Consider the following 13,207-nt stretch of genomic DNA (forward strand, 5'->3'; position numbering starts at 1 on the left):
GTCTCAGTGAGGAAGCTGCAAGGGCTTAGGCGTGGGGAGGGTGAACGTCACAGAGTATTACTACAGGTGAGTACAGGGGCAAGGGCGGGGAGCGGTTGGCTGCCAGAGTTGTTATGGCGATCAAAAAACCGTCAGCCTTCAAAGCTGGATTCGACAAAAAACCAGACCCTGATGGGTCTGGTTTTAGGGGCGGGCGGCATCTAAACAACCCGAGTGCTCACGCCCCGGCACTGTGCAAGTGGCGATTAAAAATCGAAGAACACCGTTTCTGATTCACCTTGCACATGAATGTCGAACCGATAAACCAACTTGCCATCGAGCGTGGAGCGCTTGGCAATCAGGGATTCGCGACGTGGCGACTGCTCGATCAGACCCAGGATGGGGTCCACGGCGTTCGCCTCGGATTTATCGTCGAAATACAGGCGGGTCTGCAAGTGAATGTTGATCCCGCGAGCAAACAGGGAAACGTTGATATGAGGGGCCATGGGAAAACCTGCGGCGTTTTTCACGGTGCCGGGTTTTACGGTCTTGATGATCCACGTTCCGTCTTCGGCGGTGGCAGTACGGCCAAAACAGTTGAAGGGCTTTTCCAGATCGTATGCGCTGTCGTAGACGCCTTGCGGATTCGCCTGCCAGAACTCCAGAAACGCGTCACGAATCAAATGGCCGTTGCCGTCATGAACGTGGCCCATCAGTACGATGTGCTCACCTGGCGCGCCAGGCTTGGCCATTTCATTCCAGATTTCCTGTTCTCGCGGCGGATTACCAGCCGCCTCCAGCGCCAAGCCGATATGCACATAAGGGCCGGCAGTTTGCGAAGGGGTTTCAGGTAGAAGTTGAATGGACATGCGCATGCCTCCTCAGCGGTTTTCGAAGTGGGTCTTGCGCTGTCCGCGCAGAACAATATCAAAGCGGTAAGCCAGGCAATCCATAGGATTGGCCATGCTCATATCAAGCTTGGCGATCAAGCTTTGCACCGCCTCCTGATTCGCGATCGTCTTGACGATCGGACACATGGGAATGAGCGGATCACCTTCGAAATACAGTTGAGTTATCAAGCGCGTGGAAATGGACGGACCACTGATGGAGACATGGATGTGTGCCGGCCGCCAGTCATTGGGGCCGTTGCGCCATGGGTAGGGACCCGGTTTGACCGTGCGGAAACTGTAGTTGCCGTCACGGTCAGTCAGCGCGCGGCCGACCCCACCGAAATTGGGATCAAGCGGCGCCAGATAACTGTCTTTCTTATGCCGGTAACGCCCACCCGCATTGGCTTGCCACATTTCCACCAACGTATGGGGAATCGGTTTGCCGAATTGGTCGCAGACCCGGCCCGCGACGATGATGCGTTCGCCGATGGGCAAGCCGCCGTAATTGAAATTGAGCAGCAGATCGTTATCGTGCTGGCCCATTTTCAGATGGGAAAAATCCGGCCCGCTGGTTTCCGACAGCGACTGGGGAATACTCACCAGGGCCTGGCGCGGTGATCGCAGGATCGAAGTCTTGTAGTCAGGTGTCAGGGCTTTGGGGTGCCAATTACGGTCACGAATGACGAAGCGGCTGTCATGCGCATCAGACATGTCGATTTTTCCTATTGTTATGGTTCGGCAGAGGCAAGCGCTGCATTAGCAGCGACGGCTAGCCCAGTTTCCTCTCGCGAGCCCCAACCCAAAATTGAAAAAACCGTCTTGATCCATGTCCAAATGGTTATGGATATTTTCCTTCAAGGTATTCCTGTCCGACTTCGCGAAGTGCCTCCATGCACCACTGCGCCTGGGGTGTCACCGGCAACGCGGGATTGGTGCACAGCCCCACTGAGCCGCCTGGTTCGCGTGCCCCTAGTTCCAGCTCCACCAAAACGCCTTGTTTCAAGTCCTGCCGGACCGCGTCGAAAGGTGCAACCCAGATGGCGTGGCTGCATTGTACGTAGCGCCGACTCAACGCGACCGATAGGGTTTCCAGGCGTTGGCGTGATGGGGTAATGCCGTGCTGAACAAACAGGGCGTCGGCGAATTTACGGATGGTCGTCCCCGCCAATGGAAGCACCCAGGGATAGTCCTCGAGATTCCTATGCCCCTGTGGATTCGCGAGCACAGGATGGTCGTTACACACCACCAGGGTCATGGACTCGCTGTAGAGGTGTTCGAACGCCAGCCCATGAATCAATGGGCTATCGGTCATTCGGCCAACCACCAGGTCCAGTTCACCGACGCGCAGTTGCGATAGCAAATGCGCACTGGGGCCGGTCACCACGCTGATTACCAGCGCCGGATGTCGAGCATGCAATCGACAGACAACCTCAGGGACCAACAGGCTTTCAACCGTGGACAGCACGCCAACGCTAATGGCAACGGGCTCGTGGATACCTGCGCGCAGGCTGTTGACCCCCTCGCGCAGCGCTTGCACGCTCGGCCCCGCATATCGCAGAAAAGCTGCGCCGGCTTCCGTCAGCGTCGCCCCCCTCTTGCTTCGTTCGAACAACACGGCGGCCAGCAACGTTTCCAACTCCTTCAACGTCTTGGAAAGCGCTGGTTGGCTGATTGCCAGTTTGTCTGCCGCACGGGCCAGGCTTCCCTGGCGCGCCACTTCGAGAAAACACACCAGATGACGGAATTTGATGCGTGTGTCGATGTTCAATCGGGTCGCTGCCTTCAAGGGACTTGGGGTGCGCAGTGTTTGTGCTGCGGGTTGCAACGCCTGAAGGCGACAGTGGAAGGCTCGTTGGGGACTACCTGTTTGCAGAGCCGTTCATGAAAACCTTCGCCTAGCGCAAAGTCCACAGTCTCAAAAACGCGAAAGCCGCGCAATGCGCGGCTTTTTGTATGGTGGGCCCACACGGACTCGAACCGTGGACCAAAGGATTATGAGTCCTCTGCTCTAACCAACTGAGCTATAGGCCCTCAGTAGGCCGCGGATTATAGCGACGGTTTCTCGGCTGTGCTATCCGAAAAATCCGATACGGTCACACGAAGAAACGTTGCGGCAAATTCGTCGGCGCCCAGGGGCAGGCTGACGATGTAGCCCTGGATCTGTTCGCAACCTTCTTCGGTCAGGAATTGCTGCTGGGCCAGGGTTTCGACGCCCTCGGCGATGATGGTGAATTGCATGCTGCGGCCCAGCGCGATGATTGCCCGCACGATGGCCACGTCGTGGGGGTCGTCGGGGAGGCCGCGGACGAAGGATTGGTCGATCTTGAGGATATCCAGCGGCAGGCGCTTGAGGTAACTCAGGGAGGAATAGCCCGTGCCGAAGTCGTCGATGGCCAGTTGCACACCGAGGTTTTTCAACTGGTGCAGCACCGTCAGGGCCTCTTCGGCCTGGCTCATGATGAAGTTTTCGGTAATTTCCAGTTGCAATAAGTCGGGCTGGAGCTGGTGTTCGCGCAGCAGTTGCTCGATACGCCCCAGCAGGTTGGGTTGGCGCAGTTGGGCACCGGCCAGGTTGACCGAGAGGGGGCCGAGGCTTTCGTAGGTGCTGTTCCATTCGCACAGTTGCCGGCAGGCGCGTTCCAGTACCCAGTCGCCTATTTGCAGGATCATGCCGTTTTCTTCCGCCAACGGGATGAAGTGTTCGGGCGGGACGTCACCAAATGTCGGGTGATACCAGCGAATCAGCGCCTCGGCGCCCACCAGGCGGTTATCGGCGAGGCTGATTTTCGGTTGGAAGGACAGTGACAGTTCGTTGCGCTCGATCGCTCGTCGCAGCTCGTGTTCCAAGGCCACGCGCTCGCTGGCCTGGGCGGTGAGGTCACAGGTGTATTTCTCCACCCGGTTGCGGCCCTTGGCCTTGGAGCGGTACATCGCCGCGTCGGCATTCTTGACCAGCGTGGCGACGTCGCAGCCATCCTGTGGGTAGAGGCTGGTGCCGATGCTGGCGCTGATGAAGAACTCGTGCTCGCCGGCCTGGAACGGCGCGGCAAAGCAGTTCAGCAGTTTCTGGGCGATGTGCTCGGCATCGCTGGGCTGCTGCAAGCCAGGCAGCAGGATAATGAACTCGTCGCCGCCCAGGCGTGCCACGGTGTCGATGTCGCGCAACTGCTCGCGCAGGCGCACGGCAATGCCTTTGAGCAGCAGGTCGCCGACCGGGTGCCCGAGGCTGTCATTGATGTGCTTGAAGCGGTCCAGGTCCAGGAACAGCACAGCCCCCTGGCCGCCGTTTTCCTGCTGGCTGTTGAGGGCTGTCAGCAAGCGGTTTTCGAACAGTGTGCGATTCGGCAGGCCGGTCAGTGGGTCGTGGTGAGCTTGGTAATCGAGCCGGGCCTGGGCGTGTTTGAGGCTGGAGATATCGGCGAAGACCGCGACGAAATGGGTGATCTGTTGATCCCGATTGCGCACCGCGCTGATGGTCAGCCAGCTGGGGTATAGCTCGCCGTTCTTGCGCCGATTGGAGATCTCTCCCTGCCAGTGGCCCTCCGCCGTCAACTGGTGCCACATCGCGGCGTAAAACGCGCTGTCATGCAGGCCGGAAGCCAACAGCCGAGGCGTATGGCCCAAGGCTTCGGTTTCGCTGTAGCCAGTGATTTCGGTGAAAGCTCGGTTCACTGCGCTGATGTGCTGTTGCGTATCGGTGATCAGCACGCCTTCGGCAGTGCTTTCGAACACGGTGGCGGCCTGTTGCAGTTTCTCCTGCATGAGGTGGCGTTCGGTGATGTCCCGGGCGATGGTCAGCATGCAGTCTTCGTTGCCGATGGGCAGCGGGCGGCTGGAGACTTCGCACAGCCGGATCTGCCCGTCGTTGCGACGGATATGGCAGCTGAAATCCCTGACGAAGCCGTCCCGCTTCAGCAGGTTGAGCATCTGCTTTCGCTCGTTGAGGTTGACCCAGATGCCCAGGTCCAAGGTGGAGCGGTCCACCGACAGGGCGCTGTTGAAGCCGGTAATGCGGCTGAAGCCTTCGTTGACTTCGATCAGCAAGCCGTCGCTTTGCCGGGACAGCAGCAGGCCATCGGGCGAGGCGTGGAACGCCTTGGCGAACTTTTCTTCGGAGGTCTGCAATTGCTGCTGGGTTTCTTTGAGCTGGCTGATGTCCCGCACCACCACGACCAGGGCTGGCGTCGTGTCGAGATCGAAGGGCTCGGCGGAGATCAGCCCGGTGAACAGCTGGCCATTGCTACGGCGAAAGGGCATTTCCAGGTTGCGGATGCTGCCGGCCTGCAAGCGCTGCAACAGGCCCGGCCCCACGCCCTGGATGCCCCAGATATTCAGTTCGGTTGCGCTGTGTCCCACCACCTCGGCGGCACTCAAACCGATCTGTTCTTCGAAGGCCTTGTTGACCTCCAGCAGGCAACCGTCCAATAACCGTGCAATCACCAGGATGTCCGGGCACTGGCGGAATACCGAGGCAAATTTCTGCTCCGAAAGGCGCAGTGCTTCCTCGGTGCGCTTGGCTTCACTGATATCGATCATCAGCCCGCGCATCACCGGTTCGTGCCCGTGCTCGATCAGGCTGACAATATCGCGCACCCACAGGCAGCGGCCATCGGCGGTGATCACGCGATAATCGACGCAGTGGTCGCGACCTGCCAGCACTTCATGATCGCAGTAGGTCTGGGCGCGGATCAGGTCGGCCGGATGAATGATGTTGCGCCAGAAACCTGGGACCAGCCAATGGGAGAGGGGATAGCCCAACAGGTCTTCGGCGTGGGGCGACACGTAGCTGTAGGTGAAATCGCTGACCCTTGCCTCCCAGGCAATGGCCGACAGGCTCTCCACCAGCCCACGGTAATGGTACTCGCTGCTGCGCAGCTCCTGCTCAAGCTCGACCCGTCGGGCGATTTCCGAGCTGAGTCGGCGGTTGATGCGAATCACCACCGCCAGTATGCCGACCATCAGCAGCAGCGCAGGCAGGCCGTAAAACAGTAAATCTGACCAGAGCTGGCGATAGTCGTGCACATTGCCGACCCACTTCTGCTGGATTTCGGCGACCTCGGCTGGGCTCATGTCTGCCAGGACTTTGTCGAGGATGCCCACCAATATCTTGTTGTCTCGAGGGACGGCCATTGCCAACTGATAGCGATAAGGCGTTTCCCCGCTGACATAAAGGCCTTCGAGCTTGAGTTGGCGCAGGCTCCAGACGCTGGAAGCCAGATCGCCCACCACCGCGTCCACTTCATCGGTTGCCAGTGCTTGCAGGGCTGAACTGACGTTGGGCAGCGCCACCAGGTTCAGGTCGGGATGGTGGTTGCGCAGCAATTCATGGGGGGCATAGTTCTCCACCACGGCGATTTTCAGTCCGTACAGCTCATTGAGGCTGTGAGGCTGGGCGCCACCGCGATGGGCCAGGATGACAATGGGGAAATCCAGGTAAGGCCGGGTAAACGCCAGGTAATTCTGCCGCTCCGGTGTGGACATGATGCCCGGCAAAAGGTCGATTTTGCCCTGTGCGACCTGCTCGAGCACGGCGGTCCAGCTGACCGGCTCGATGGGCGTGAGCTTGATGGCCAGCCGTTCACGAATGATGTCGACGTAGTCGGCGGCCAGGCCCTGATAGCGGCCCTGGTCATCGCGAAACTCAAACGGCGGCCATGAGGCGTCGACACCCAGGCGCAGGTCGGGGTGGTCCTTGAGCCAGCGGAGCTCCTCGTCGGTGAGCGTCAACGCGCCAGCTGTTGCGGTCCAGGTCATCAATGACAGCAAAAGCGCGGCCGTCAGTCTGGGCATCACTGTCTCGTCATGGCTTGGGGAGGATGATTCGAGTGTAGACGGGCAACAGGGTGGTGGAGTGTAACGAGGGGGATTTTATCTGTGCATAACAAAACCCCCGGCAGGGCCGGGGGTTTTGAAGGATCACTCGTCGAGGAAGGAGCGTAGATGCTCGCTTCGCGTCGGGTGGCGCAGTTTGCGCAATGCCTTGGCTTCGATCTGACGAATCCGCTCACGGGTTACATCGAACTGCTTACCGACTTCCTCAAGGGTGTGGTCGGTATTCATGTCGATGCCGAAGCGCATGCGCAGTACCTTGGCTTCACGGGCAGTGAGGCCGGAGAGTACTTCGCGAGTCGCTTCCTTGAGACTCTCGACAGTGGCGACATCAATCGGAGACTGCATGGTGGAGTCTTCGATGAAGTCACCCAGATGGGAGTCTTCGTCATCGCCGATCGGGGTTTCCATGGAGATCGGCTCTTTGGCGATCTTCAATACCTTGCGGATCTTGTCCTCAGGCATTTCCATGCGTTCGCCCAGCTCTTCCGGCGTCGGTTCGCGACCCATTTCCTGCAGCATCTGCCGGGAAATACGGTTGAGCTTGTTGATCGTCTCGATCATGTGCACCGGGATACGAATGGTGCGGGCCTGGTCGGCGATCGAGCGAGTGATCGCCTGACGGATCCACCAGGTGGCATAAGTCGAGAACTTATAGCCGCGACGGTATTCGAACTTGTCCACCGCCTTCATCAGGCCGATGTTGCCTTCCTGGATCAGATCGAGGAATTGCAGGCCGCGGTTGGTGTACTTCTTGGCGATGGAGATCACCAGACGCAAGTTCGCTTCGACCATCTCTTTCTTCGCGCGACGGGCCTTGGCCTCGCCGATCGACATGCGACGGTTGATGTCCTTGATTTCGGCGATCGTCAAACCGGTTTCGGTTTCCAGCGCGGTCAGCTTCTGCTGGCAACGAATGATGTCCGGTTGCAGGCGACCAATGGCTTCGGCGTATTTGCTCTTGCCCTTGGCCAGAGCATCGGTCCAGCTTTCGTCGACTTCGTTGCCCGGGAACTGGCGCAGGAAGTCGGCGCGCGGCATGCGGGCATCACGTACGCAAAGCTGCATGATCGCGCGCTCTTGCTGGCGCAGGCGATCCAGGGCACTGCGAACACGCTCGACCAGGCCTTCGAATTGCTTCGGCACCAGTTTGATCGGCATGAACAGCTCGGCCAGTGCCAACAGCTCGGCAATCGCCTGCTTGTTGTTGCGGCCGTGCTTTTTCAGCGCCTTGCGGGTGATTTCCATCTGGTCGGCCACAGCGCCGAAACGCTGTGCTGCGATGACCGGATCCGGACCGCTTTCGGCTTCTTCCTCGTCGTCGCTCGCTTCGGCGTCGTCGTCATCGGTGTCGTCGTCGGCCTTGACGGCTTTCGGATCGATCGGCGGCGGCACTTCGGCGGCAGGCGGCGCGATGCCGTCGTCCGGATCGATATAGCCGCTCAAGACGTCGGACAGGCGACCACCTTCGGTGGTGACGCGGGTGTACTCGGAGAGAATATGGTCAACCGTGCCAGGGAAGTGCGCGATTGCGCCCATCACTTCACGGATGCCTTCTTCAATACGCTTGGCGATTTCGATTTCGCCTTCACGTGTGAGGAGCTCTACCGTACCCATTTCACGCATGTACATGCGCACGGGGTCGGTGGTGCGACCAATGTCGGTCTCGACCGCTGCCAACGCTGCGGCCGCTTCTTCAGCGGCCGCCTCGTCGGTATCGGCGTCGGCCAGCATAAGGGCATCCTTATCTGGAGCAACCTCGAATACGTTGATCCCCATGTCGTTGATCATGCGGATGATGTCTTCCACCTGTTCCGGATCTGAAATATCCTCCGGCAGGTGGTCGTTGACCTCCGCGTAAGTCAGGTAGCCCTGCTCACGACCCAATAGGATCAACTCTTTGATACGAGACTGCTGTTGCGCTTTTCCGGACATAACACCCTATCCACTGAAGGTCTTGGCGGGCAAAAAACAAGCCGAGGATTATACCTGAGCTGTGACCTCACGCGCCAGTTGAGGTCGGGTTTGATGCGCAAACATTGCGGCTGAGTAAGTCGCGCAATTGGTTTTTCTCTTCGCTGGTCAACTCGCTCTGGCGAGCTTTTCGCAGAAGTTGTTCCAGGTTTCGCTCGCGTTGGCGGGCGGACAAGCTAGTAATGGTGTCGAAAAACTGTTGTTCAAGGTTGTCTCCTTCAATCAGCCATTCCTTCTCGGCCAGGGCCTTCAACAGGCGCCCCTGCTCGGTCCCGTGCCACCGTGCGATCAACTGGAAAGAGTTTAACTTGGGGTTCTTCTGCACGGCTTCAAGGAGTGCAACCAGCAATTGCGTATTGCTGTGGTCCTCGGCGGCGAAGTGCCCGGCGTCCTCGACTTTTTCCGCCAGTTGCGGGTGATGCAGCAAGGTGCGCAAGGCGGCCAGTGTTGGTGGTTCGACGGCGGCCGGCACGCGCGGGGCACGTGGCTGGTCGCGATCGCCACGCTTGCCGTTCTTGTCCCAGGGTTTCTTGTCCCATTTCTTGCCGCCACTGCCGGGTTTTTTCGGTGTCCATTCCTGCTGGGGGGCGTAATCCTGCTGGGGTTGATGATAGTCGGCGAAATCCGGCATCGCGTCGTAATCGATGCCCGGATCATAAGCCGGCGGCGCCTCCTGGGGGGCGCTGTGCACCAGTTGATTGACCGCTTCGCTGTTCAGGCCGGTGATCTCGGTCAGGCGCTGGCGCATGAGTGTGCGCAGGTTGGCGCCGGGCACCTTGTCGATCAGCGGTGCCGCGAGGGTGGCCATGTGGGCCTTGCCTTCGAGGGAGCGTGGGTCGGCTTCTTCGGTCAACTGCTGGAAAAAATAATCGGCCAACGGTTGTGCGTGCTGATTGATCCGCGCGCGGAACGCGTCAGTGCCCTCGGAGCGCACCAGGGTGTCCGGGTCCTCGCCCTCGGGCAGGAACAGAAAGCGTGCCCGGCGTCCGTCCTGCAGGCACGGCAAGGTGGCCTCCAGTGCGCGCCAGGCGGCATTGCGGCCAGCCTGGTCGCCGTCGAAGCAGAACAGCACGTTGGGCACGACGCGAAACAGGCGCTTCATGTGCTCTTCGCTGGTGGCTGTGCCCAGGGTCGCCACGGCGTTGCGCAGGCCTTGCTGGGCCAGGGCGATCACGTCCATGTAGCCTTCGACGACGATGATTTCGTCGAGGTTGCGGTTGTTCTTGCGCGCTTCGTACAGGCCGTAGAGTTCCTGGCCCTTATGGAACACCGGGGTTTCCGGGGAGTTCAGGTATTTCGGCTTGTCGTCGCCCAGCACCCGGCCACCAAAGGCGATGATCCGCCCGCGTGTGTCGCGGATCGGAAACATGACCCGGTCGCGGAATCGGTCGTAGCGCTTGCCGGTTTCGGCATTTTCAATCAGTAGCCCTGCGTCGATCATGGCGCGCTGTTGCAGCGTATCGCTGCTCAGGTGTTTGTACAGGTTGTCCCAGCCGGGCGGGGCGAAGCCGAGGCCGAAGTCCCGGGCGATTTCGCCGGTCAGGCCGCGGCCCTTGAGATAATCCACCGCGGCCTTGCGTGCCGGATGGCTTTTGAGGGCCTGGCGATAAAAATCCGCCGCCGCCGTCAACAGTGGGTAAAGCGGAGAATCGGTCGGTTGGCGTGGCTTGTGCTGGCGACCGCTTTCCTCGCGGGGTATTTCCATGCCGGCGGCTTTGGCCAGTTCTTCGACGGCCTGGGGAAAGTCCAGGTTGTCGTGGTCCATGATGAAGCCGAGGGCGTTGCCGCCAGCGCCGCAGCCGAAGCAATAGTAGAACTGCTTGTCGGGGCTGACGCTGAAAGAGGGCGTTTTCTCTTTGTGAAACGGGCAGCAGGCCGTGTAGTTCTTGCCGGCTTTCTTCATTTGCAGGCGAGAGCTGACCACATCGACGATGTCGGTGCGGTTCAGGAGGTCGTCAATAAAGCTCTGGGGAATCAGCCCGGCCATGGCGTTCTCATCATCACTGCGCGAAATATGGACCCGAAATCGGCAGGCGTAACCGGGTCTGGGTTTGAGGCACGCTAAATCGGTGGCTCGACCGGGTCGTCTGCATCATCGCTGTCGGGAAGTGTATCTGCCGATAATCCACTGACGTTAATAACTATCAGTATTCGACTGTTTGAATGTGTTGCGCTGAGTCCGGTAACGGCCGTTCAGGCCTCGGATAGCTCATGAAGCGGGCACGCAGGCAGGTGCCTTGGGCTGATCGTCGTTAGAGGAATCAGGGTGTGCTCGTCGGTAGCCTTGGAAGGCTCGTCAGGAAAGACGTGCACCGCTGGCAAAAGAGCCAGGTCTGACGCGGTGAAGCAGGTTGTCTTGGTCGCGTCTGCGGCTTTGACGGTGAAGCATCAAGCGTTATTCCGCAAATGCCATAAGCCCGGCTTGAAGGCCGGGCTTGGCAGAAGCTTGCTACGGACGTCTGTGTATTAGTACAGACGTACGGCGCGGCGCTGTTCGCGCTGAACTTTCTTGGCGTGACGCTTAACAGCGGCTGCTGCCTTGCGCTTACGCTCAGAAGTCGGCTTCTCGTAGAATTCGCGGCTACGAACTTCAGCCAGAACACCGGCTTTTTCGCAGGAGCGCTTGAAACGACGCAGAGCTACGTCGAAGGGTTCGTTCTCTTTTACTTTGACGGCTGGCATCCAGAGCTACCTTCATTCATTACCGGGGTCAACATCCTCGCGGCAAAAGAGCACTTGAAGACGTCGGTTTTTAAGGGTTGCGGATGTTAACCCCTCATCGCTCGGAATGCAAAGCCTCTGATCGAAAACCGCTGGTCGGGGCACAACGCGGCGACTATTATGCGCGCCTTCGAATTCAGCCTCTACAAGGCGCAAACCCATGCTAGTACTGGGATTAGAAACCTCCTGCGACGAAACCGGTGTCGCACTTTACGACAGTGAGCGCGGCTTGCTGGCCGACGCGCTGTTCAGTCAGATCGACCTGCATCGCGCCTACGGCGGGGTGGTGCCCGAGCTTGCCTCCCGCGATCACGTCAAGCGCATGCTGCCCTTGATCCGTCAGGTCCTGGCTGAAGCCGGCTGCGTGCCGACCGAGATCGACGGCATCGCCTACACCGCCGGCCCGGGCCTGGTGGGCGCGTTGCTGGTGGGCGCTTCTTGTGCCCAGGCGCTGGCCTTTGCCTGGGGGATTCCGGCCCTGGGCGTGCATCACATGGAGGGCCACCTGCTGGCGCCGATGCTGGAGTCGCAACCGCCGCAATTTCCGTTCGTCGCTTTGTTGGTCTCGGGCGGCCATACGCAGCTCATTCGGGTCGATGGGATCGGCCAATACGAGCTGCTCGGCGAAACCCTCGACGATGCCGCCGGCGAAGCGTTCGACAAGACTGCAAAAATGATGGGTCTCAATTATCCCGGTGGGCCGGAAATCTCTCGGCTTGCGACACAAGGGGTCGAGGGTCGTTTCGTGTTCCCGCGGCCGATGTGTGACCGTCCCGGCCTGGATTTCAGTTTCAGCGGGCTGAAGACCTTTGCCCTGAACACCTGGCAGCAGTGTGTCAGCGCCGGGGACGACAGTGAACAAGCCCGTTGCGACATCTCGCTGGCGTTCCAGCAGGCCGTGGTGGAGACTTTGACCATCAAGTGCAAGCGTGCCCTCAAACAGGCCGGGCTCAAGCGCCTGGTCATTGCTGGCGGCGTGAGCGCGAACAAGGCCTTGCGGACATCGCTGGAGAAAATGCTCGGCGACATGAAGGGCGACGTTTACTACGCCCGGCCGGAGTTCTGCACAGATAACGGCGCGATGATTGCCTTTGCCGGCTGCCAGCGTTTGCAGGCCGGCCAGCACGAAAGCCTGGCGATCAGCGTGCAGGCGCGCTGGCCGATGGAGCAGTTGGCGCCCCTGTGAAGCGTCATTTAAAAATGCCGTTCGCGCCCGGCGAACAGGTCGCGTAGATTGCCCCGGTGACGCCAGACGATCAGTGCAACCAGGGCGGTCATGGGTAGCAAGGCCTCCGGTTCCTGCCAGGCCAGCAACGGCAGGGTCAGCGGCGTGGCGATCAGCGCGGCCAGTGAGCTGGTGCGGGTCAGGTAGAACGTCAGCAGCCAGGCACAGACAGCCAGCAGGGCGGCGGGAGGGTACAGCCCCAGCAGCATGCCGGCGGCGGTGGCGACACCCTTGCCGCCACGAAAGCGAAAGTACAGCGGGAATAGATGGCCGATAACGGCGCAGACGCCGATCCAGGCCTGTTGCTGCAACGAGAGCCCTGCAAGGCTGGCGATCAATACCGGGACAAGGCCTTTGCAGAGGTCGCCCAGCAGGGTCAGGATCGCGAGTTTGCGTCCGGCCAGGCGCAGCATGTTGGTGGCGCCGGCATTGCCCGAGCCACTCATTCGCGGATCCGGGCGACCGGTCAGGCGGCTGAGCAGAATGGCGAAGGACAGCGAGCCGAGCAGGTAGGCGAGAATCGCCAGTAACCAAAACATGCTAACTATTCCGGGCGAGGACGCCCTGATTCTAACGGCGCATTGCGCCC

9 protein-coding genes and 1 tRNA gene are annotated in these 13,207 nt (G+C 59.9%); 1 reads left to right on the top strand and 9 read right to left on the bottom strand.

Translation table 11 applies throughout. The features are described 5' to 3' along the window. Positions 1–245: 245 nt before the first annotated feature. From pcaG to rpsU, 8 genes are all read right to left on the bottom strand, one after another. Positions 246–848, bottom strand: a complete 603-nt coding sequence (gene pcaG, locus Q7F16_RS11835; RefSeq protein ID WP_409555825.1) for a protocatechuate 3,4-dioxygenase subunit alpha — start codon at positions 846–848, stop codon at positions 246–248. Between the two features lie 12 nt (positions 849–860). Continuing rightward, the gene (gene pcaH, locus Q7F16_RS11840) at positions 861–1,580 is read right to left on the bottom strand and encodes a protocatechuate 3,4-dioxygenase subunit beta (RefSeq protein WP_409555826.1); all 720 of its coding nucleotides are present in this window, start codon (positions 1,578–1,580) and stop codon (positions 861–863) included. 127 nt (positions 1,581–1,707) lie between these two features. Further along, positions 1,708–2,637: a pca operon transcription factor PcaQ gene (gene pcaQ, locus Q7F16_RS11845; protein WP_046064547.1), complete on the bottom strand. Its 930-nt coding sequence runs from the start codon at positions 2,635–2,637 to the stop codon at positions 1,708–1,710. A 186-nt stretch (positions 2,638–2,823) separates the two neighbouring features. Further along, positions 2,824–2,900: transfer RNA gene (locus tag Q7F16_RS11850), tRNA-Ile, on the bottom strand. 15 nt (positions 2,901–2,915) lie between these two features. Then, the gene (locus Q7F16_RS11855; protein WP_409555827.1) at positions 2,916–6,659 is read right to left on the bottom strand and encodes a bifunctional diguanylate cyclase/phosphodiesterase; all 3,744 of its coding nucleotides are present in this window, start codon (positions 6,657–6,659) and stop codon (positions 2,916–2,918) included. Positions 6,660–6,785: 126 nt separating this feature from the next. Next, on the bottom strand, positions 6,786–8,633 hold the full coding sequence (gene rpoD / locus Q7F16_RS11860) for an RNA polymerase sigma factor RpoD (RefSeq protein ID WP_046064549.1): 1,848 nt from the start codon (positions 8,631–8,633) through the stop codon (positions 6,786–6,788). 67 nt (positions 8,634–8,700) lie between these two features. Then, complete coding sequence (dnaG, locus tag Q7F16_RS11865) at positions 8,701–10,659, bottom strand: DNA primase (RefSeq protein WP_024616738.1); 1,959 nt, start codon at positions 10,657–10,659, stop codon at positions 8,701–8,703. Between the two features lie 479 nt (positions 10,660–11,138). Further along, complete coding sequence (rpsU, locus tag Q7F16_RS11870; RefSeq protein WP_002551877.1) at positions 11,139–11,354, bottom strand: 30S ribosomal protein S21; 216 nt, start codon at positions 11,352–11,354, stop codon at positions 11,139–11,141. Between the two features lie 199 nt (positions 11,355–11,553). Between rpsU and tsaD the strand changes: the two genes are divergently transcribed. Further along, a complete protein-coding gene (tsaD, locus tag Q7F16_RS11875) occupies positions 11,554–12,579 on the top strand; it encodes a tRNA (adenosine(37)-N6)-threonylcarbamoyltransferase complex transferase subunit TsaD (RefSeq protein ID WP_014340523.1) in 1,026 nt (341 codons plus the stop codon). 8 nt (positions 12,580–12,587) lie between these two features. Here the strand turns inward: tsaD and plsY are convergent, their stop codons facing one another. Next, entirely contained in the window at positions 12,588–13,157 is a 570-nt protein-coding gene (gene plsY, locus Q7F16_RS11880) for a glycerol-3-phosphate 1-O-acyltransferase PlsY (protein ID WP_046064550.1), read from the bottom strand. Positions 13,158–13,207 lie beyond the last annotated feature (50 nt).

The sequence above is a fragment of the Pseudomonas sp. Lb2C2 genome, assembly GCF_052112205.1.
Taxonomy (GTDB): domain Bacteria; phylum Pseudomonadota; class Gammaproteobacteria; order Pseudomonadales; family Pseudomonadaceae; genus Aquipseudomonas; species Aquipseudomonas kilonensis.